This is a genomic window from Paenibacillus sp. 7523-1, from assembly GCF_002276415.1.
GTDB classification, from domain to species: domain Bacteria; phylum Bacillota; class Bacilli; order Paenibacillales; family Paenibacillaceae; genus Paenibacillus; species Paenibacillus illinoisensis_A.
On record NZ_NPBR01000013.1, the window covers coordinates 170,076 to 190,617 of the forward strand.

The 20,542-nt window shown below is 51.3% G+C and carries 18 protein-coding genes and 1 riboswitch; all 18 genes read right to left on the reverse strand.

The window, feature by feature from the left end; all coding sequences use genetic code 11:
- Nucleotides 1-13: 13 nt before the first annotated feature.
- Nucleotides 14-1,102, reverse strand: a complete 1,089-nt coding sequence (locus CHH60_RS15835; RefSeq protein WP_095360046.1) for a cobalt-precorrin 5A hydrolase — start codon at nt 1,100-1,102, stop codon at nt 14-16.
- A complete protein-coding gene (gene cobM / locus CHH60_RS15840) occupies nt 1,095-1,892 on the reverse strand; it encodes a precorrin-4 C(11)-methyltransferase (RefSeq protein ID WP_095360047.1) in 798 nt (265 codons plus the stop codon). Before cobM ends, CHH60_RS15835 begins: the two co-directional genes overlap by 8 nt.
- On the reverse strand, nt 1,889-2,605 hold the full coding sequence (gene cobI, locus CHH60_RS15845; protein ID WP_095291300.1) for a precorrin-2 C(20)-methyltransferase: 717 nt from the start codon (nt 2,603-2,605) through the stop codon (nt 1,889-1,891). Before cobI ends, cobM begins: the two co-directional genes overlap by 4 nt.
- Before the next feature lie 32 nt (nt 2,606-2,637).
- On the reverse strand, nt 2,638-3,918 hold the full coding sequence (gene cbiE, locus CHH60_RS15850; protein WP_255247951.1) for a precorrin-6y C5,15-methyltransferase (decarboxylating) subunit CbiE: 1,281 nt from the start codon (nt 3,916-3,918) through the stop codon (nt 2,638-2,640).
- Nucleotides 3,881-5,035, reverse strand: a complete 1,155-nt coding sequence (locus tag CHH60_RS15855; protein WP_095360048.1) for a cobalt-precorrin-5B (C(1))-methyltransferase — start codon at nt 5,033-5,035, stop codon at nt 3,881-3,883. The genes cbiE and CHH60_RS15855 overlap by 38 nt, the downstream gene beginning before the upstream one ends.
- Before the next feature lie 726 nt (nt 5,036-5,761).
- Nucleotides 5,762-6,409 (reverse strand): precorrin-8X methylmutase, encoded by a 648-nt coding sequence (locus tag CHH60_RS15860; protein WP_095360049.1) that lies wholly within the window; start codon nt 6,407-6,409, stop codon nt 5,762-5,764.
- 69 nt (nt 6,410-6,478) lie between these two features.
- Entirely contained in the window at nt 6,479-7,249 is a 771-nt protein-coding gene (gene cobK / locus CHH60_RS15865) for a precorrin-6A reductase (protein WP_095360050.1), read from the reverse strand.
- Complete coding sequence (locus tag CHH60_RS15870) at nt 7,246-8,478, reverse strand: sirohydrochlorin chelatase (protein ID WP_095360323.1); 1,233 nt, start codon at nt 8,476-8,478, stop codon at nt 7,246-7,248. The genes cobK and CHH60_RS15870 overlap by 4 nt, the downstream gene beginning before the upstream one ends.
- Nucleotides 8,479-8,679: 201 nt before the next feature.
- Complete coding sequence (cobJ, locus tag CHH60_RS15875) at nt 8,680-10,578, reverse strand: precorrin-3B C(17)-methyltransferase (RefSeq protein WP_095360051.1); 1,899 nt, start codon at nt 10,576-10,578, stop codon at nt 8,680-8,682.
- 400 nt (nt 10,579-10,978) lie between these two features.
- Nucleotides 10,979-11,167: riboswitch (cobalamin riboswitch) on the reverse strand.
- Between the two features lie 196 nt (nt 11,168-11,363).
- Nucleotides 11,364-12,188 carry a uroporphyrinogen-III synthase gene (locus tag CHH60_RS15880; protein ID WP_095360052.1) on the reverse strand — a complete coding sequence of 275 codons (825 nt, stop codon included), beginning with the start codon at nt 12,186-12,188 and terminating at the stop codon, nt 11,364-11,366.
- Between the two features lie 131 nt (nt 12,189-12,319).
- Nucleotides 12,320-13,522, reverse strand: coding sequence for a GerAB/ArcD/ProY family transporter (locus CHH60_RS15885; RefSeq protein ID WP_095360053.1), 1,203 nt, complete (start codon nt 13,520-13,522; stop codon nt 12,320-12,322).
- Nucleotides 13,523-13,577: 55 nt separating this feature from the next.
- A complete protein-coding gene (locus tag CHH60_RS15890) occupies nt 13,578-13,799 on the reverse strand; it encodes a hypothetical protein (RefSeq protein WP_095360054.1) in 222 nt (73 codons plus the stop codon).
- Nucleotides 13,792-14,991 carry a Ger(x)C family spore germination protein gene (locus tag CHH60_RS15895; RefSeq protein ID WP_176476081.1) on the reverse strand — a complete coding sequence of 400 codons (1,200 nt, stop codon included), beginning with the start codon at nt 14,989-14,991 and terminating at the stop codon, nt 13,792-13,794. The genes CHH60_RS15890 and CHH60_RS15895 overlap by 8 nt, the downstream gene beginning before the upstream one ends.
- Nucleotides 14,992-14,995: 4 nt before the next feature.
- Entirely contained in the window at nt 14,996-16,456 is a 1,461-nt protein-coding gene (locus CHH60_RS15900) for a spore germination protein (protein ID WP_441339400.1), read from the reverse strand.
- A 297-nt stretch (nt 16,457-16,753) separates the two neighbouring features.
- On the reverse strand, nt 16,754-17,740 hold the full coding sequence (locus CHH60_RS15905; RefSeq protein ID WP_095360057.1) for a siderophore ABC transporter substrate-binding protein: 987 nt from the start codon (nt 17,738-17,740) through the stop codon (nt 16,754-16,756).
- Between the two features lie 39 nt (nt 17,741-17,779).
- Nucleotides 17,780-18,538, reverse strand: a complete 759-nt coding sequence (locus tag CHH60_RS15910; RefSeq protein ID WP_095360058.1) for an iron ABC transporter ATP-binding protein — start codon at nt 18,536-18,538, stop codon at nt 17,780-17,782.
- Nucleotides 18,532-19,494, reverse strand: coding sequence for an iron chelate uptake ABC transporter family permease subunit (locus CHH60_RS15915; protein ID WP_095360324.1), 963 nt, complete (start codon nt 19,492-19,494; stop codon nt 18,532-18,534). Before CHH60_RS15915 ends, CHH60_RS15910 begins: the two co-directional genes overlap by 7 nt.
- A 2-nt stretch (nt 19,495-19,496) precedes the next feature.
- Nucleotides 19,497-20,450 carry an ABC transporter permease gene (locus CHH60_RS15920; RefSeq protein ID WP_095360059.1) on the reverse strand — a complete coding sequence of 318 codons (954 nt, stop codon included), beginning with the start codon at nt 20,448-20,450 and terminating at the stop codon, nt 19,497-19,499.
- Nucleotides 20,451-20,542: the final 92 nt, after the last annotated feature.

Genomic DNA, 20,542 nt, shown 5'->3' on the forward strand with positions numbered 1-20,542 from the left:
TTCCAAATATAGTTTAGTCAAAAGGGATTCGCGTTACGGAAATCGTCAGGTTCCCGCTCTTTTTCTTCTCCAGCAGCCAGTGGTCTGCTCCGGAAGACAGTAATGCCGCTGGCTCGCTCACACCGTAAGCTCCAGTAAATTTAAATACCGTCTCCGATGGATTTGGAAGCTTGACGGTATTCAGCTCGGCTGGCGTATACGTCACAAGTTCCCAGCCGTATTTGGCGCATAGACCCATCAGGCCTTCTTCATCCTTTTTCAGATCAATCGTCGCTACGTTTCGTACGCTTTTCACTGAAAGAGACAGCTCTTCCAATGTGGTGAGCATCTCCTGCTCCAGTTCTTCCATAGATGTGCCGCGATTGCAGCCCATGCCCAGCACGAGGCTCTTCGGTCGATACAACACCCCATTTGTCAGAAAACGTGTCTGTTCATCTTCCGTGAGCAGGCGGTCGCTGATCACAAGTGCCGCATTGAATGGAAATGACTCGGTTTCCTCCATGCTGCTGAAGACGCGGATATGATCCGGTACAGGCTTGTTATATCGCCACCAGTTCCGTTCTCCCGTCTCCTGAATCAGCGCAACCGGCTCCTCGTTAACAACTGCTGCACTGACTGGCGTGGCCTTGTCGAAGCTGTCCACGATCCAGCCCAGCTCCCGTCCGAACATGTCTACCGGGATTGTTCCTTGCACATCCGAAGCGGTTGTAATTACTGCGCGTGCACCGAGTACTTCCGCAACCTGACGAGTCAGTTCATTCGCACCGCCAAGATGGCCGGACAGGACACTGATGACATTCTCTCCGCGGTCATCAATGACCAGCACGGCAGGATCCACTTTTTTGTCCACCAGAATCGGAGCGATCATGCGGACTACCGCTCCCAGCGAAATAAATAGAATGATGCCATTGTATCGCTTGAACAGATCCGGCAGAATCAGCTTCACCGAGCCTTCGAACAGCTGATAACCCAGCTCCTCTTCGTCCCCGCGAGCGAACTTGCTCATGTAATACACATCCGTACCCTGGAATTGTCCAGCCAGATGGCGTACCATCTCCACGCCATGCTTCGTGATAGCCACGGCTGCAAACGGATTACTCACAGGACTTCACTCCTTTGCGATAACCATGGGTGAAGGATTTGTCATACAGCTTGGAACGATGGGCATCCCGGTTCACGAGATCGGGATCAAGTGCCCAGCCTGCCAGAATCATCGCATGCATCGTAATACCAGCGGCACGCAGATCGGCAGCCAGATTGGCGAGCGTGGTCCGTACAATTTTCTGATCCGGCCAAGTCGCCCGCTGCACGACCGCCACCGGTGTATCTTCGCTCCACCCTGCGGCGAGGAATTCAACCACGACCTTTTTCGCCAGCGTAGCACTCAGGAAGAGGGCCACCGTACAGTGATGTGACGCCAGATCACGCAGCTTCTCGCGTTCAGGCACTGGTGTGCGTCCTTCTGCGCGTGTCAGAATAACCGTCTGCGTCAGTTCCGGTACAGTTAATTCCGCTCCGAGGGCGGCCGCCGAAGCAAAGACCGAGCTAACACCCGGAATAATCTCATACTCCACGCCCTGCTGCTTCAGCAGTACCATCTGTTCCAAAATTGCGCCGTACATCGCCGGATCACCGGTATGCACACGAGCTACACTGCGGCCTGCACGAGTGGCTTCACACATGAGTTCAACCTGCTGCTCCAGATCCATGCCGGAGCTTTGCAGCACTTCTGCTTCAGGTTTTGCCGTCGCTATCAGTTCATCGTTCACGAGGGAGTCTGTGTACAGGACCAGATCCGCATTTCTCAAAATGTTCGAGCCCTTCACCGTAATCAGTTCGGGGTCACCCGGGCCTGCACCTACGATATATACTTTCGGTTCCAGCGTTTTCATTTGCTCACCACCATCAGGCTCAGATATTCCAGCTCCTGCCCTTTCAGTTCACGGGCATCGCGCCAGACCAGTTCATATGGAGAAGTGACTTTGGTGACTACCGAGGCTTTGCCGCCGAGACCCATCTCGTCCAGCAGTTCAAGCATCGGGTCAAGAACCTTCGCCACTTTGATAAACACAATCGTATCGTGATGCTCAATTGCCTGACGCATCGCTTCCTTATCGGCAGTCGCGGGGATAATGCCCACCTGCTCATCGCCGTCTGCCAGATGGATATCCAGTGCAGCTGCGGCGCCCAGTACAGATGAGATTCCCGGAATCGAAGCAATCGGTACCTCGGGATGCAGTTCACGCATCAGCCTTGCCAGATGAATGAAGGTGCTGTACAGATTCGGATCGCCTTCAGTTACAAAGGCCACATCCTTACCCTCCTTCAGCGCACCCCAGCAGGCTTCTACGGTTTTGCCCCACTCCCGTTCAAGGACAACCGGGTCCTTGGTCATCGGAAAGATCAGGCCGAGCATCTCTTTCTCTTCCGGGTTAACATACAGTTCCACGATCTCGTGAGCATACGATTTGCCGCCTTTGCGTTTCTTGGGATATGCCACCACCGGACACTCCCGGATCATTCGGTATGCCTTCACCGTAATCAATTCCGGGTCTCCCGGCCCGACTCCCACGCCATACAGCGTACCTACTGCTGCCGTACTCATGTTGTTTTCCCCCTTGTCCTGTCCTTGAAAAGTCATTCTTCCGCTCCGGCTACCGCTTCCTCTGTCACGGAATGCTGGCCTGTGATCACGTAGATCGGATTCAATCCGTCAAAACGGGTCATGTTCAGAATCGGCTTGCTGCGCGCCGTCTGAAGCAGTGTCACGGAGGCGTCCATGCCTGCATCGCGCATGGCCTTCATGCTGTCATGCAGCGTCTCGATTGTCGCTGCATTCACGACGATGCGTCCCTCGGGGCGCAGCCGGGACGCGCATAGGGCGATCAGCTGCGCGAGCTCGCCGCCGCTGCCGCCAATGAACACCGCATCCGGATTCGGTAGTTCGTCCAGCCCTGCTGGTGCTTTGGCATGAAGGACGGTAAAGTCTGTCCGGAATTTGATCCGGTTGGCCTCGATGTTCACGAGGTCACCTTCGTTCTTCTCGATGGCGAAAACCTGGCCCCGCGGCGCCAGCCGCGTGCACTCCACCGCCACCGAGCCGGAACCTGCGCCGATATCCCACACGATGCTGTCCTCGCCAAGCCGCAGCTCAGACAAGCTGAAGGCGCGGACCTCGCGCTTGGTAATCAGGCCCTTCTCCGGTTTGCGCTGATGGAATTCCTCATCTGCAAACCCAAACCCTTTGCGCGGCGCAGGCGCATCCTTGCGGCGCAGCAAAATAACGACGTTCAGCGGGCTGCATTCAGCTGCCGCCAGTTCGTCCAGGGTGTAATGGCGGGCACGCTCGTCTGGCCCGCCGAGGTTCTCGGCAACGTAGGCATCATACTCGGTCATGCCGAACTTCTGCAGATAAGCCCCAACCGCAGCGGGGCTGTTATGCTCGTCCGTGAGCAGCGCAATTTTGGCTTGCCCATTAATGCGCTGTGCAAGGCCTTTGAGCGGACGTCCGTGCACGCTTTCGAGCACGGCGTCGTGCCAGCTCTCGCCAAGCTTGGCGAATGCCAGCTGCAGCGAACTGAGATTAGGCCGGATCTCCAGTTGATCCGGGCCCAGCTTGCGCGCAAGATACCCGGCGATGCCGTAGAACAGCGGATCTCCCGAGGCAAGCACAACGATGTTGTGCGTGTCCTGCAGCGCTTTTATTTTCACAACCAAGTCGCTTAATCCACTCTTAATCGTGTGTTTCTCTCCCGCAAATGCAGGGAAGTACTGCAGCTGACGTTCACCGCCCACCAGTACATCCGCTTCCTGAATCAGATTCAGGCTATCCGCCGTCAATCCTGCCGCACCTTCTTCACCTACGCCGATGATACGGATTCTATGATTCTTTGCTCCAGCTGCTGTCGTCCAGTTCACTGATTTCCGCCCTCCCCAATTCCATTCCTTTCATCGTGACCAATACCACTTCGACCGTTACCCCGCCTCCGGCATGCTCCAGGCAGTGCCTACAGGCATATGTACATAGCTTTTCAAAATAGGGCAAATAACCCGCCTCAGTCATCATGTCGGCCACTTGAGTCGCCGTGTTGGCTTCCTCGATCGCTTGCGCCAGTTCATCTCCAGCCCCGGTCTCGCGGGCCACGGACGCAAGAAATCCAAAATCCACCGGCGCACTCTTGGAGTGCACCATCATGACCCCTTGGGCCACTTTGGCAAATTTGCCCGGCATCCCCACCAGGCTGATGCGCTTCATGCCCAGTCGTTTCCCGTGTTTGATGGCGAACCCGACAAAGTCACCCATCTGAATGAAGGCTTCTTCGGGCAATTCGGGCATCATTTTCATCGCATATTTCTCACTGCTGCCGCCTGTCGTCAGCACAATGTGATCACAGCCAGATGCCTGCGCAACTGAAATGGCTTGTACCACACTTGCTTTGTATGCAGAGGTGGAGAATGGAACGACCACGCCACGTGTGCCCAAAATGGAGATGCCGCCCAAAATGCCGAGACGCGAATTCAGCGTCTTCTTGGCAATCTCTTCGCCGTCCGGCACGCTAATGACGACCCTCACACCTCTGGCTGTCCCATGTTCGGCAAGCACCTGGGTCACGGCCTCGGTAATCATGCGGCGCGGAACGGGATTAATCGCAGCTTCGCCGACAGGAACAGGCAAGCCGGGTTTGGTCACACGACCTACCCCGATGCCGCCATCCAGCTCCACACCAGGCTCCTCCCGCCAGGATACATGTGCGATGATCTTCGCCAGATGCGTAGCATCCGGATCATCCCCGGCATCTTTGATGGTGGCACAGGTAGCCGTGCCGTCCGTCATCAGTTCCTGCTCGATCAGTTCGAACGAGTGGTCAAAGCCCGCGGGCAATGAAACCACAGCCTGTGCAGGGGTAACCCCGGTTAACAGAATTTGCGTGGCCCCCTTGGCAACGGCCGTAGCGCAGGCTCCAGTGGTGAAACCGGAACGCATCGGTTTGTCCGGATCGGGTGCTTCCCCGCTTTTCATGCGTTTCTTTTCCATGGCTTTGAACCTCCCGTCCTTTCTTATCACATTACATAGTAGATGACACTTGGCTCACCGCGTATGCGAAAACTATGGGGTAGCCGCTACGGGTACGGATCGTTCTTCCGATCGCTGTTGTCTCCAGATTTCTTTGATTCCCTTATGTATAGGGAGAATTCCGGAGACAAAGGCGAACGCTGTCGCTTCTACAGAATCGATTCCGTCCCCTTCGCTACTCCCTGCGTCTTTGCATACCTAACAAAGTTCGTGATCAAACCTCATGAGCTAAACAATGTCATGAGGTTTATTATGGGTAACTGGACATTCCATGCTACTAGCAGATAGCTTGGAATGTAGTTACCAAGTTTACGGTTCATGCCATCACAATTTAGCAATTGAGCGATGTTTAAGGATTGAATCTACCTCATACACTTTATACCCTGCATGCTCCAACATTCGCTCCGGTTTAGTTGATGATTGCTATTCTCTAACGAACTCAGGAAGTGCTATTCGAGCCGATTTCCACACACTGAAAATCTAACGAATCGTAGCGATGCTATTTCACCAGGAATTCGATGCCTCCACCGTTTTTGGCATCTTTGAGCAGAATAGCTTCACTCAGGTTCGTTAGAGTTTAAAACTCATGATTATCTGCGAAATAAGGCTCTTGATGTTCGTTAGTACTGCCCTTGTACTCCCTGCTAGGTACGCTCTAGATACGCTCAGTTTAGACTGAAACAGCGACTAATCCTTCACTGCCATCAGTGAGATCGCGTTCAGCGCAGCTACCACGATGGTACTGCCGCCTTTGCGGCCAATGTTCGTGATGAACGGGATGTCCAGCTTGCGCAGCTCATCCTTGGATTCGGCTGCGGACACGAATCCGACAGGCATACCAATGATCAAGCCTGGCTTGGCTTCGCCTTCTTTTACCAAACGGATCAGCTCAAGCAATGCTGTCGGTGCGTTACCGATGGCATAAATTCCGCCATCGTAGGCCTTGGTTGCTTTGCGAGTCGAGATGATGGCCCGCGTTGTATTCAATCGCTTCGCTTCCTCCATCACATCTGGGTCGGAAATATGCACGTGCACATCTCCACCGAACCCGCGAATACGATCCTTGCTTACTCCAGCCTGGATCATCTGTACGTCGGCAATAACGGATTGTCCTGCACGAAGGGCTGCAATTCCTGCCTGAATGGCATCCGGATGAAACACCATGCTGCGGCCAAGTTCGAAGTCAGCTGAGGCATGAATGACACGCTGTACAACGGGATATTGTTCTTCCGTGAATGGGTGCTCACCCAGCTCCTCGGTAATCATCTCGAAGCTTTTCCCCTCAATCTCCTGAGGCTGTACAGTTAAAGGTTTAAATTCCGTTTTGAAATCCATATGCACTCACTCCTTCAATCGTAATATGATTCAAAATGGGTCTATCCTAATTTGATCTATTCGGGTGTCCTACTCCATCAATACGCGCTTCAACTCGGAGAGTACGCCTTCAAATTCATCAAACACCGTTCCGAATTCAGCTTCTGGGCGGGATATCAATACAACCTGAATGCCAAGCTCCAGCGCAGATTGAATCTTCTCATCTACAGCCCCGGTCTTGCCGCTCTCCTTGGTCACCATCACGGTGGTGGCATAATGCTTGTACAATGCTTCATTCATTTCACGGGAAAAGGGCCCCTGCATCGCAATAATATTGCGCTGTTCCACACCCAGTTCACCGCATTTCTCCATATTGTCGAGACGCGGAAGCATACGGGCAACGAGACGAATATCAGGATCACCGAGCAGATGCTTGGTGAAAATCTGCAGCGTTTTGCTTCCAGTCGTTAACATGACAGAACCTTTGAGTTCTTTTGCCTTAAGAGCTGCTTCCTCATAGGAAGGCACGACATGAAGCAGCGGATGGTCATCGTAGGCAAGTCCCGTCCGCTCGTAACGGATATAAGGAATTTCTGCCTGTCTAGCTGCTTCCATGGCATTGGCATGGGCCTCTTCCGCAAAGGGATGACTTGCATCCACTATGGCACGGCTACCTTTTTCACGGACAAGCTGGACCATTGCCTCTATCGTCAGCCTGCCTGTTCGAACCGGCAGCCCCGCCTCGGACAGACTGTGCGCTGCACTCTCAGTTACAACCGATGTGAGTACGTCCATCCCCTGCTGCTGAATCTGTACAGCCAATTCCCGCGCATCACTTGTACCGCATAACATCAAAATCATGGACGGTTCACCCGCTCCGAAGCAGCTGCGATCTGAGCATGCCCTGCATCTTCTAGTGAGATGTTCTCTCCGTCTCCGCCCTCTTCATCTTGATTATGTAACGCACCTTCGTGGTCATGATGCGAATGGTGAAGTTCTCCGTCGTGGTCATGATGATAATCCAGCGATGCTTCACGGCTGCTCACGGCATGTTCGTGAGTATGATGCTCCTCATTGTGGTGCTCGTGATCATGGGCGTGATGATCGTGACTGTGTCCATGGTCTTGGTCATGATGATGATGGTCATGGCTGTGATCATGTGCATGATCATGATGATGGTGATGGTGGTCATGATCGTGGTCGTGGTCGTGATGATGATCGTGATCATGGTGATGGTGGTGATGTTTGGCAGCCTCAAGTCTGAATTGGCAGTTGTCACAGTTGGCCGCTACCCGTCCATTCAATCCTTCGTTCGCGCGTTCCAATACCAGTTCCACCAATTTCGGATGGAATCCAAAATATCCACCGATCTCTACCTGAACTTCCGGATGTGCCGCAGCAAATTCTGCGGTCATCTCATCAATCCGTTTGATCAGCACCCCTGTGAAAAGGAAATAAGGCATGATGACGATTTTCTTCGCCCCGAGCAGGAGACAACGCTGCAATCCATCCGGGAATGAAGGCTGCGTCACGCCGATAAAGCTGCTTTCGGCCCATTTGTACGGTAGCTTCTCCCATAACATCCGGGTCATTTTGAAAAAGTCACTGTTGGCATCTGGGTCACTGCTTCCCCGTCCAAGGACAAGTACGGCTGTCTCTTCATCCGTAACAGGAGCGGGTGGAGCCGCCACTGCTGCGCCGCCTTGCTTGGCGGTAACAAGGACAGGCTGTGCTTCCTGCAGACGGGTCTGCATAATTTGTACGACTTTTTCATGTACGCCAATCGGACGCCCATATACGAATTCCACTTGCGGATAACGGATCTTGGCCCGGTCGATGGCATTCGGGATATCAATTTTGGCGTGGCCCGCAGCAAACAAAATAATCGGCACCAATACGACGCGCGTTGCCCCTTTATCTACACAAGCCGTAACCCCTTCGGCGATGCTCGGTCTTGTTAATTCTAGAAAACAGGTCTCTACCACGGTATTCTCCGGCGCTTTCTCCGCTACCGCTCGTGCAAACTCCATTAACTCCCGGTTTCCCTCTGGATCACGGCTGCCGTGTCCAACCAGCAAAATGGCATTCATCATGGCTTCTTCCTCCCCCGCCTGATCCATAGACCAGGCATCTCAATTTTAGGTTGTGCTTACTTGGTAAACGAGCCTTTCACGAAGGGTAACCTGGTTACCCCATCATTTCGATCTATATAAAAGTGCGATGAACTTTTCCGCTATAACTACACACATTGGATAGAAAATATTAAGACGATAACAAAACTGGCGCGAATCCTAGTCGCCGCATACCGGGTTTACTTCCACGGTCACAGGCGCATCGACGTGACGGAAGCCTTGGATTACTCCAACGCGTTTGAAAAATTTATGGAACCTCTCATTGGGGTGTCCTTTTTCCTTGTACTCCGCTACGATTCGCTCCACAACCCCGCCAATCTGATCACCTGGAATCCCTTCGGCTACCGGCTGGGCAGGGTGAGCGTTTCGTCCGAACTTCTTGCCGCCAAGGAACAGGTCGTATCCGCCCTTGCGGTAGACGATACCGATGTCCTCCAGCACGGCGCCATAACACGCCATGCCGCAGCCATTCAGAGCCACACTGGTCTCTTTCGGCGCACTAAGTCCGCCTATAACAGCCTGCAAATGATTGGCCATCGGAACAGCATCATCCTTCTCCATATTGCAGAAGTCACAGGCCTTCACCTTGATAACGTCACCGATCGGCACCACGATGAAATTCGCTGCACGCAGTTCTTCTACCAGCTGATCCGGCTCAAAGGTCGGTACCCGCAAAATAATCTGATGCTCCGGCGTGTATTCCAGCTCGCCTTCTTCACTCGCGCATTGTGCCAGCAGCGCCATCTGGGCTGCGGTAAACTTCTTGTTGCCGACGCCAGGCGACACGCCAATCTCGAACAGCGGTGCCTTGCGTCCCGGCTCAGGTGCTGTCCGCACAGCAGCTGCCCCTGCAGTCTGCGGCGTCGCGGCTGGCACGCCTAACCCGGCTGTATCCAGCCAGCGGCTGGCCGCCTCGCCAGCGAGCTTGCCGCCTGCCGCAAGCCGCGTCAGTGCTTCGGCAGCCAGTTCGGCTGGACCAGCATGCGGCACCGCCAAGACAGCACGAGGTGCGCCTTCGACCGCTGCAGGCCGCTCGGCTGCAAGCACCGCGGTGCTGCCGCCCGCTGGCTGAGCAGCAGGCAGGCCAGCGCCCTGCTGCCCTTGCGGGCCCATGCCCGTACTGGCGCTAGCGCCGCGCAGGGCTGGTTCCGCAGCCGGCTGCGCGATCTGCGTATCGCGGGCCGCGCTTGCTGCATCGGCGGAAGCGGCAGAGCGGGCCTCCATCGCACCGAGCGACCAAGGCTCAGCTTCCGTGCGGAGCCGCTCATGCGGTCTGAGCGGCTGTTCCACGGTATTCAGCGTGTATTTGCGCTGATATCCGCGCGGTGTGACCATGAGTCCTTCGTACATCATGGTCGAGGAGTTACCAATGATCACAGTCGTAAGCATGCCGATATCATGATTCAACATGTCTTCCAGCGTGGTCATCACAACATCTTGACGTTCTCGATAGGCACTTTTTACAAGCCCCACGGGTGTCTGAGGACTACGGTACCGCAGCAGCATCTCCTGCGTCTCCACGATCTGGCGTGTCCGGCGTCCACTGCGAGGGTTGTACAGAGCAATGACAAAATCAGCTGATGCTGCTGCTTCAACACGGCGAATAATCGTCTCCCATGGCGTAAGGTGGTCACTCAGACTGATCGTACATGCATCATGCATCACGGGTGCACCGAGCAAGGAAGCACAGGATTGAATGGCAGATACACCCGGGATAACTTCAACGCCAACGCCCGTTTCCGGCTTCCAGCCTTGCTCCATCAGCACCTCATACACTAATCCGGCCATGCCATATACACCTGCATCGCCACTGGAGATTACTGCAACGATTTTGCCCATCTCGGCCTGTCTGACCGCTTCCTGTGCCCGGCTTACTTCCTCGGTCATGCCTGTCCGTACAATCTCCTGTCCGTCCAGGAGTGGACGAATCAGATCAACGTAAGTGTTATAACCAATGATGACCTCACTCTCCCGAAGTGCCTCCAATGCCCGTGTGGTGATATGCTCCATCGCTCCTGGGCCAAATCCGATAATCAGCAGCTTTCCTTGACTCTGCATTGCTTCTCCTCCTCCATCTCCCTGTTCACCCTTAACACGCCAACCACATCTATATCATCGCTACTTTAGCCGTTGTCTGTAGCGAGCTCTTGATTATTGAGTTGCTCCGTGCAGCTCAACCTTCTTATCCCGGCTATTCCAAAACAGTGAAAAAGGACGGCTTGACCGACCTTCTTCTTCGCGGCATGTTCGATTAAATCCAGTTCCAGATCGACTGTAAAAAAACAAAAAAATCCCATCCTTATAACGGATGGGATACGCATGTACGTACACTCAAGAAGACAGTCCACGGCCCTATAGAGGATAGACCTGTGGCTGCATGGCCGCAAAGGGCCTGCCAGGCGAACCGGTTGTTCGCCCGTTTCCTGATTCTTCGTACACCACTCCTTTCCGCGAAGGGTTCGGTGACACATGCAAGGTAGGTCTCCTGGCTCTGGATCATCAGCTTCCTTTTCTGTCTTCCCCGAATGTACGAGTGACCTGGATGAAAAGGGCTTCACCATTACAGTGGCGGGACCGCTCGGGATTTGCACCCGATTCCCTGTTACCTCTTGCTCGACGCAAGAGCACCTTGCTTGTTTTCATGAATGATATTGCTTTCATCATAACATCGCTCAGGAAAAAATGTCCATGCTTATGATGTTTGTCCTTGATTCTATTTTCAGACAAAACAGAAAAAAAGTTCTGATCCAGAACCGATCAGAACTTGAATTATGATATGCATATGAGAAACCCTCATAACAATCTTACTAGATACTATATTAGACTACGTCCTGATCTGCTTATCAGGATTGATCTGCGTGTGCTGCAGCAATATATCGTCCCAGCTCAACGATGAGCGCTCCCATCTTTTCTTCCTCCGGAACAACTCGTGCTTCAATCCCTTCTTCACGCATGGCGTTCGCAGTCACTTTGCCAACAGATGCAGGAATGACACCGTCCCGGAAGGCCTGCTGCATCTGTTCCAGCTTGCCTTGGGAAGCCGCATACGCTGCCAAAAACCTTACTTGGGGACCGCTCGTGAATGCTACGGCATCAACCTCACGCTGCACGATCTCATTCAAAAGCAGTTCCAGTTCAGCCTCTTCCGGCGGTACATGGCGATAAGGCAGAACCTGTCTTACCTCGGCACCCTGTTCTTCCAGCCAGTTGACCAGCTTCGGCGCAGTCTCCCCATGAAGCTGGAGCATGACTTTCTTGCCGGCAAGATCATGTGGCGCGAATTCGCGGATCAGCCCGTCCGTACTGCCATCATCATCCCGGACCAGCGGTACGAGCTTGCGCTTGCGAAGTGCATTCACCGTTTTGTATCCTCTTGCCGCAATTGAAGCTTCCGACAGGACATCCAGCAGTTGACCAGCTATGTCCATATCCTCTGCCATTTCAAATATGGCATCGAGCCCCATGCCAGTAGTTAATACTGCCCAATCGGGTGGATCAGAGATTAAGGATACGAGACCATTACGTATGTTCCGATCATCCAGGAATACCGTTCCCTGTGCTGGCCGCACGAGTGGAATGCCACCCATTTTCTCAACTAACAACGCCATTTCCTTGGATTTACGCGGTCCCGTCAGTGCTACACGTATACCTGCCAAATGTTGAGCCATTCATGTTTCCCCCCAGTTCGTTCGTCCGAACGTCATTCGTTTGACTACAGTATACAGGGTAGTTTCATGGAGGGAAACCACGTTTCACGTCATTTGGCCTGATCTTCTATAACGATTTTTTATGATTGGCATCAGGAAGGCTGAAGCTCGCCCCCCTGCATGTCATCCTTTCCAGTTTCGTCTTCCTGGTCCGAACCACGTCTTTTCTTCTCCTGTTCATGCTGCTTTTTGGATGGTTCACGATGCTTCTCTCCTTGACGTGAAGAGTCTCTTTCCTTTTTACGTGGTCGGAGAAACACGAAAAGAATGATGGGAAAGAGAACTTCAAACAGAATGGCAATCCATGTCCATTCCCGCGTGAAGCGGAACAGTTGAATCGCATTCTTGAAAAACCAAAATGCACATACGAATCCTAACAGTGCAATTGGACCCGTCATCAGCTTACCAGATAACTTGGGAATCATCCGTTTCAGACCCCAACAGATAAAGTACAGGTCAAACCCAATCTTCGTAATCATGGTAGGCAGGGTAGCTGCAGCTAGGGCCAAGTCAAACCGGTCCAGAAAGTCACTTACCTGCAGCTGTCTGGCAAGTTCGTATGACGGGTATACCAGCCTCGACGCAATCGGCACACCAATGGAGGTAATGGTCTCGATCATAATCAGCATCATCAGCAAGGCACCGATCGTTATTCCCCATGTTATCGGTTTGAAACGAAAGTCGCTTCCCTTAACTACAAAAGGCAGTGCAATCATCTCTCCAAAGAAGGACAAGATGTACCAGCTTCCCTTGCCTACACCTGCTACATCAATATCAAAGTACGGCATCAGATTATCCAGGTTAACTTGTTGAATTAACATGAACGGGACAATGACCGAGTTGAGCAGAAACAAGGTAATGTACAGCTCAGACATCCCAATTAAGGAACCCAGTCCTCCTCTCACGATAAACACAGCCATGAACAAGAGAGACAACACGATAATGGATATGGGCGTCGTCTCGAGCAAGGTTATACTTACGTAGTCACCGATCAGCCGGATGTCACGGGCAAATATCAAAAGAAAAAACATGATATACATTAAGCCCGTCACCCGGCCCAGGAAGGGAAATCTTTCGGTCAAAGACTCAAACAGGTCCTGATCGGGGAATCGGCTCTGGACACGATTTAACATCCACATGGATGCAAATATAACTAAAAACACAGGAATATAGGATAGATAGGCATGCTGTTCGGCATAGAAAATGGCCTGTGCATGGGGTTGAATCAGCGTACCTGTTACACTCATCAGCAAGATCAGCAGCGTAAGCTGCCGGCTAGTCACTCCCTGATTCATCAAATACCTCCTTTCTGCCTACTCAACCGGAAGACGATAAACAACAAACAAACATCTATGGCAGCGGCAAATTTCGCTGAATCCAATGGGTCAGCCAAACCGTAATAAAGAACGTTTTGCTTAAATGGGTAACATAGAACCAAATTCCGGTACTGCCTGCTATCACCACATAAGATAACCAACGGTTGATCGCCGCCGCCTGCTTCAGATGCTTAAAATCCATGATAATGACGATGATGACCATCGCCAGGTAAGTAAACACGAGCGGCTTAATCATGGACGATCTCCTCCTCAGTCAATCCAATCGGTTTATTAGTAATACCTACATTCTCTATGATGATATGGGGCTCTACCACAACCTCCATATTTGGATATATGTCATACCAACGGTCCTTGATCCTGTCCCATTCTTTTGGCATCTGCTGATGGATGGACCGACCAAGCCCCAAAATATCGGCATTATACTTACGCTGGAGCAGCCTTACGCCCTCCTCGATATCTTCCTTCACTTTTTTGTGAAAAGCTTCGTTAAGCGTCAAAATCTCACGTTCCCGCAGATCGCCGTAATTCGATTCGTTATCCACCAAAACTCCCTTGGCGTATAGTTGAATCGTGACACTCACTTTGTCATTACGAATATGCGGCTGGAACGAAGAATTGTTTTCGTTCAGCTTCAGGAACAACGTCCCCTCTCCTTCTGGAGCTTTAATCATTACCTCTGGCGTATTGGCTTCACCCATCGCCAAAATAAGAGCATCCGCAGGAGCCTTTTCAATCATTCCCACCAGTTTGTCCTTTTTGAAAATGGCTAGTCCATCCAGCTTGATATTGGTTTTGACATCCTTCCAATTCTTGGGTACATTTTCCGCAACGGAAGCAATCGGGAGAAAGGGATCTATGCCGTCGGCAAGAATGGAGTCTATAAACAATTTGAGCGAACGCGGATGCCGCATATTGAGGAAGCATAGCTCCCGTACCATCTCCGAAGGGAATTTTTCAATAGGTGCGTCTGTATCAAGAACCTTAAATGCTTCTCCCTTGGTCACGACTGGCATGGCTGACAGGCGGTTCAGCGGATATCTGGTTAATAGGTCCAGCATCGGAGCAATGCCTTCCCTGGCCAGGTCCTCTCCGATCAGCAGCGTACGACGATGAGCATAATAGAGACGCCGGGATAAGGCCTTTTGCCCTTCTAGCGAGGTCCCGCGAAACGTTTTGGCTGTCGTGGACAGCATGAACCAGGATTTGTCCCCGCTTGTCCCTCCCCCGCCACCTTCACTTCCGGAAGCGCCAGACTGACCAGGTAACGCTATTTGCAAACTTGTCCTATAATCCTGCTTTTCCTTGTCCACTGCAATTCCAATCACAAATGCAATATCATTAATCTCTTCGCGATCCCAACAGCCTGATAACAGGAGGGTACACAGGAAAAGCAGCACCACGGTGCGATACTTATGCATGAAATGCATGAGCTTACCATCCCTCCTCAGCTTCTGGCGAACCATTGATCTTGGCATTCATACGCTTCTGATCCCGATGCACCGTAGAAGGACGATTGATCATCTTCCACCAAGGTGTACGAATCACAATATCCTTGGTATCCGTTCTGTTATAAGGACTAAGACCTGACAGATACGGTACACCGAAAGAGGTCATTTGCGTCAGATGCACAGAGATCAACACCAATCCAACCACAATCCCATACAACCCAAGCGCTCCGGCAAGAAGCATGATGGGAAACCGCAGCAAGCGAACCGTGATAGCAAAGTTAAAGCGCGGGATGGTAAACGATGCAATACCTGTCATGGATACGATGATAACCATGGGCGCCGATACAATCCCGGCCTGAACCGCGGCCTGCCCAATTACGAGTGCACCCAGAATGCTGACGGCCTGACCCACCGTCTTCGGTAACCTGACCCCTGCTTCACGCAAGGCTTCAAATGAAAGTTCCATAATAAGAGCTTCCACCAGAGCGGGGAACGGAATGGCTTCCCTGGCTCCGGCAATACTCAGGATCAGCGTTGTCGGAAGCATATCCTGATGGAAGGTTGTAATGGCGATATACAGTGCTGGCAAAAACAATGCGATCGCCACGAACAGAAACCGGATCCATCGTACCAGATTACTGATAAAGAACCGTTCATAATAGTCCTCACTGGCCTGCAGCATCTGCCACATGGTAACCGGACCAATCAGGGCAAACGGGCTGCCGTCCACCAGAATGGCAAAGCGGCCCTCCAGCAGGTTCCCCACGACCGTATCGGGTCGTTCCGTATAATGCATCTGTGGGAACGGAGAATACGGATGATCTTCAATCAATTCCTCGATATATCCCGTTTCCAGAATCCCATCAATCTTGATCTTATTCAGGCGTTTTTTGACATCCTTGATCAGTTTGGGATCCACAATGTCATCCAGATAGGTCAGCACCACATTGGTCTTGGTCTCTGTCCCGATGGTCATGCTCAACATCTTGAGCGACGAATTCTTTAACTTGAACCGGATGAGAGCTGTATTTACACGAAGTGTCTCCGTAAATCCTTCACGAGGCCCCCGAATAACCGATTCGGTTTGGGGTTCCTCTACTCCCCGGCGGACGCCGCCTTTGACATTAAAGAGCCAGGCATCCCGGCTTCCATTAATCAGCAAGAGTGCCGACGCTTCCAGCACACCATCAGCTGCTTCAGCCCAGGAGTCCACCTTTTTCACCTGAGTTAACGCAATCCGGGTATCATCGATGGGGACGTCAGGTTCATCGGTACGCTGCTCGATCAGTCCCCGAATCAGCGGACGGAGCATATGGTCCTGAATATCAGCCGAATTGACAATCCCTTCGATATACACCAGAAGTCCCTGAACTTCAGGGGATATCATGACATTGCGGAACACCACATCCGAACTGTCAGAGAAAATGTCTTCCAGGGCAAGCATATGGCTCTCATGTGTCAATCCGATGGGCTGCTTCAATATGGGCGGAGATGGCAGCCCCAAGGGGATATATTTTTTTTCGGCTGCGTTTGAGGCAGCTTCTTTTCCTGTTGTCCTGTCGGCCATGTCCGTCCCTCCGCTCTTTTTTATACAAGGTAGCTTGTGCCAAATGAACGGGAATTATGTGGACGATTTACAAAAATCCATGCTTCCTTCCGTCTTCAGGAAAACAAAAAAAGATCCCTGCGTTCGCAGAGATCCTTCTTCTCAGTTCCAATACGTTGCTGTTATATACTTCCGTTATTTGACGCTTGCGTCCACTTCCTTGATCATTTCCTGAATGGATTCCAGGCCGCCACCGGACAAGTACCAGTAGTTCGGGTCAAGGTACACGATATGTCCTTCTTTGTACGCTGTTGTATTCTTAACCAGATCATTCTCAATGACCTGTTTAGCTGGAGCTGCTTCCCCACTACCTGCAACCACTGCACTGCGGTCTACCACAAACAGGTAATCCGGATTAGTCTCCATCACATATTCAAAGGAAACGCTCTGTCCATGAGTTGACACTTCAATATTGGCGTCTGCTGGTTTAAAACCAAATACGTCATGAATGACTCCAAATCGGGAGCCTGCACCATATGCGCTCAGTTTGCCTTCATTTGTCAACACGATCAGTGCGTTTTTGCCTGCAGCCGTTACTTTGTCTTTCAAGGCTTGAGCAGAGGCTTCAATGGTAGTCAACGCTTGTTCTGCTTCAGCTTCCTTGCCGAAAATTTCACCAAGTGTCTTCACGTTTTCCGTCAGGGAATTCATGTAATCCTCGGTGTCTACCGCCATATAAATGGTCGGTGCAATCTTGCTCAATTCTTCATATGAATCGGCCAAACGTCCCGAGATGATAATCAGGTCAGGACTCATGGCATTTACCTTTTCAAAATCGGCTTCTTTCAAGCCACCAACGTTGGTGTACTTGGCATCATTATACTTTTCCAGATATGGAGGAACGCCTTCTTGGGGAACACCGGCAACTTCTACGCCCAACTGATCCAGGGTATCCAGCACGCCATAGTCAAACACCACCACGTTTTGCGGATTTTTCTTCACTTTGGTTTCGCCAAGTTGATGTTTAATAACAATCTCCTCATTGGAATGTGCTGCCCCCGCATTGGCCTCTGAACCTGTTCCTGTACTTGCACCCGCATTCTCCGCTGTTTTATTACCCCCGCATGCTGCAAGCACCACAGACAATACAACGAGCAGCGTAAACAACCAACCCTTTTTCATAAATAGACACCTCTCACTCTCTATATTGGTTTAATTTCCTTACGAAAAGTACACACAAATCTTGCGTCCATCGATCACCTGCACTGGTATATGCATGTCATATACCTGCTGTAATACTTCCGTATCAATGATGTCCTCCGTTTTACCTTCCTGAACGACACGGCCCTCTTTGAGCGCAACAATATAATCGGAGTAGCAGGATGCAAAATTGATGTCATGAATGACAATGACTATCGTTTTGCCAAGCTCATCCACCATTTTGCGCAGTACCTTCATAATCTGCACGGAATGTTTCATGTCCAGGTTGTTCAGCGGTTCATCCAGCAGGATATATTCGGTGTTCTGCGCAATAACCATGGCGATGTACGCCCGCTGCCGCTGTCCACCGCTGAGCTCGTCCAAATACCGTTTGCGGTACGGACCAAGATCCATATAATCAATGGCTTCCTGTACCCACTGGCGGTCTTCTGGTGTAAGCCGTCCTTGTGAGTAAGGGAAACGCCCAAACGCCACCAGATCCTCCACTGTCAGCCTGATATTGATATGATTGGATTGTTTGAGCACAGATATTTTCTTGGATAACTCCTTGCTCTTCCAGCCTTCAATTTCCTTGCCTTCAATCAGGACCTGACCGGTGTCTTTGCCAATGAGCCTGGTAATCATGGATAACAGTGTACTCTTACCGGCGCCGTTCGGTCCGATAAAGGACGTGATCTTCCCTTTGGCAATATTCAGTGATACGTCATCCACTACCCGGACGCCGCCGTATTGTTTTGAGACATTTCTGACTTCTACCACGACTTACTCTCCTTTAGCAGCAAATAGATGAAATACACACCGCCTACAAAGTTGATAATGACACTTACGGTTGTAGAGAAGGTGAATACCCGTTCCACGATCAGCTGTCCGCCTACCAAGGCAACGACGGCGATGATGACCGAGCCCCAGATCAGCACGGTATGCCGGTGCGTCCGGAACACCTGATGAGCCAGATTCACCACCAGCAATCCTAGGAACATAATCGGACCTACAAGTGCAGTAGAGATGGACACCAGCACCATGACAACGAGCAGCAGCCGTTTGACGATATAGTGGTAATCCACACCGAGGTTCACCGCATGATCCTTCCCAAGTGCCAGAACATCAAGATACTTGGTGAATTTCCGCGCATACAGCAGGATCAGAAGGATGGAAGCCATCGAAATGATCAACAGATCCGTATTTACATTGTTAAAACTGGCAAACATTTTGCCTTGCAGAATAAGAAATTCATTGGGATCGATGAGGACCTCCATGAAGGAGGACAGGCTCTGAAAGAGTGTTCCCAGAATCAGACCCACAAGCAGCAGCAGATAAATATTGCGCCCTCGTTCCCGCTTGAACATGAATTGATGCAGCAGCAGGGCAAAGAGGGTCATTAGCAGGACAGACACTGCAAAATTAAGATTTTTATTTACAAAGCTGATATGACTGCTTCCAAACACAAACACCGCAAACGTCTGAAACAACATATACAGGGAGTCGAGTCCCATGATGCCAGGTGTCAGGATGCGATTGTTGGTTATCGTTTGGAAGATGGCCGTTGAGTATGCAATACATGCTCCCGTGAGCACGATGGCCAGAATCTTCTTTCCCCGGCGCGGCAGGATATAATCCCAATTGCCCCCGGACTGAATAACCAGAAACACACCAATCAGAATGAGCGCCGCTGCGATCAAGATGCCAAACTTTAGAGTATTCGCTGAATATTTCATTCTCATGACCCATTTGCCTTTCTTCGAAGCAGTAAATACAGAAACAGCACACTGCCTACGACTCCCACTGTCAAACTGATGGACAGCTGATACGGATAAATAATCAATTGACCCAGAATGTCACAGACCAGAACGAATATCGCCCCCAATACTGCCGTATGAGGCAGTGTGTCACGCAAGTTATCTCCCTTATAGAGCGTAACAATGTTAGGCACGACCAGACCCAAAAACGGAATGGTTCCTACGGTGATAATGACCACAGCCGAGACCATGGCTACCAAAATCAATCCGAGGTTCACCACTCTCCGATACGCCAGGCCCAGGTTGGTAGCGAAGTCTTCTCCCATCCCCGCCAGTGTGAACCGGTTGGCGAAGAGATAGACGATAATCAGCAGCGGAATACTGATATAGATCAATTCATATCGGCCCTTCATGATGGTGGAGAAGTCACCCTGCAGCCAAGAGGAAATGTTTTGGATCAAATCGTTTTTGTAGGCAAAAAAGGTCGTCACCGAACTAACGATGTTACCGAACATCAAGCCCAGAAGAGCGATGTAGATCGTGTCCTTGAATTTGACCTTCTCGAGAATTCGCATAAAGATCAGCGTACCTGCCAGGGCAAAGGCGAAGGCGACCAGCATTTTTTGCAGAGAGGACGCTCCAGGGAACCACATCAGGGTCACCAGAATTCCAAGCCTTGCGGAATCCATGGTACCTGCTGTTGTAGGCGAAACAAAGCGGTTGCGTGTCAGCTGCTGCATAATCAGACCAATAACACTCATACTGATGCCCGCGACCAGAATGCTGATCAGACGGGGAAATCGGCTGACTTGCAGTACCTGCAGCTGCACTGGGGTCAAGTGGAATATATCCAGGGGCGAAATGTCCGAATTGCCGATAAATATGTAAACGATAGACAGAACAACCAGTGCGATCAACATATAACCTAACTTCATCTCTCTACTAAACCCCTCACCGATAGCCTTATGACAACGTAATGACTCTATTCTTCCATATGATATTGATATTCATTATCAATTAATATGGA

Coding starts and splice junctions, on each gene's coding strand:
- CHH60_RS15915 (WP_095360324.1), bottom strand. CDS start 19,494: ATGAAATATTCAGCGAATACTCTAAAGTTTGGCATCTTGATCGCAGCG.
- CHH60_RS15905 (WP_095360057.1), bottom strand. CDS start 17,740: ATGAAAAAGGGTTGGTTGTTTACGCTGCTCGTTGTATTGTCTGTGGTG.
- CHH60_RS15890 (WP_095360054.1), bottom strand. CDS start 13,799: ATGATTAAGCCGCTCGTGTTTACTTACCTGGCGATGGTCATCATCGTC.
- CHH60_RS15885 (WP_095360053.1), bottom strand. CDS start 13,522: ATGAATCAGGGAGTGACTAGCCGGCAGCTTACGCTGCTGATCTTGCTG.
- CHH60_RS15870 (WP_095360323.1), bottom strand. CDS start 8,478: ATGAATGCCATTTTGCTGGTTGGACACGGCAGCCGTGATCCAGAGGGA.
- CHH60_RS15895 (WP_176476081.1), bottom strand. CDS start 14,991: ATGCATTTCATGCATAAGTATCGCACCGTGGTGCTGCTTTTCCTGTGT.
- CHH60_RS15860 (WP_095360049.1), bottom strand. CDS start 6,409: ATGGATTTCAAAACGGAATTTAAACCTTTAACTGTACAGCCTCAGGAG.
- cobJ (WP_095360051.1), bottom strand. CDS start 10,578: ATGCAGAGTCAAGGAAAGCTGCTGATTATCGGATTTGGCCCAGGAGCG.
- cobM (WP_095360047.1), bottom strand. CDS start 1,892: ATGAAAACGCTGGAACCGAAAGTATATATCGTAGGTGCAGGCCCGGGT.
- CHH60_RS15900 (WP_441339400.1), bottom strand. CDS start 16,456: ATGCTTGCCCTGGAAGACATTTTCTCTGACAGTTCGGATGTGGTGTTC.
- CHH60_RS15855 (WP_095360048.1), bottom strand. CDS start 5,035: ATGGAAAAGAAACGCATGAAAAGCGGGGAAGCACCCGATCCGGACAAA.
- cobK (WP_095360050.1), bottom strand. CDS start 7,249: ATGATTTTGATGTTATGCGGTACAAGTGATGCGCGGGAATTGGCTGTA.
- cobI (WP_095291300.1), bottom strand. CDS start 2,605: ATGAGTACGGCAGCAGTAGGTACGCTGTATGGCGTGGGAGTCGGGCCG.
- CHH60_RS15880 (WP_095360052.1), bottom strand. CDS start 12,188: ATGGCTCAACATTTGGCAGGTATACGTGTAGCACTGACGGGACCGCGT.
- CHH60_RS15920 (WP_095360059.1), bottom strand. CDS start 20,450: ATGAAGTTAGGTTATATGTTGATCGCACTGGTTGTTCTGTCTATCGTT.